Origin of the sequence: Streptomyces sp. GbtcB7 (assembly GCF_019091445.1) — a bacterium.
Taxonomy (GTDB): Bacteria; Actinomycetota; Actinomycetes; order Streptomycetales; family Streptomycetaceae; genus Streptomyces; species Streptomyces mirabilis.
Genome location: NZ_JAGXJM010000303.1, coordinates 1 through 269, shown reverse-complemented (window position 1 = coordinate 269; position 269 = coordinate 1). Strand labels below are relative to the sequence as shown.

At 70.6% G+C, this 269-nt stretch carries 1 protein-coding gene; it reads right to left on the bottom strand.

Translation table 11 applies throughout. From position 1 onward, the window contains the following. Positions 1-9: 9 nt before the first annotated feature. A partial coding sequence (locus tag KVT44_RS56140; RefSeq protein ID WP_217576995.1) for a hypothetical protein occupies positions 10-269 on the bottom strand: 260 nt, incomplete at its 5' end.

Sequence of the window (269 nt, the reverse complement as noted above, 5' to 3'; positions counted from 1 at the left end):
CGACGCCGCTCAGTCGACGGAGCGCAGCGCGGACCGGACGATCACCTTGCCGGGACCGAAGTCCTCGTTCGCCGCGCGCTGCCAGGTGCCGTCGTCCCAGATCACGTCGACGTACACCCAGCCGTCCTGTTCGTACGAACCGAGGTAGCCCGAGCCGAGGGCATCGGGCACGATCGACTGGATCGTCGCGGCGTCCTGAGCGGATGCGGCGCCCGCCTTCCCGCCGGTGGGGTCGGGCAGTGCGATCGGGTCGAACAGTGCGAGGGGGA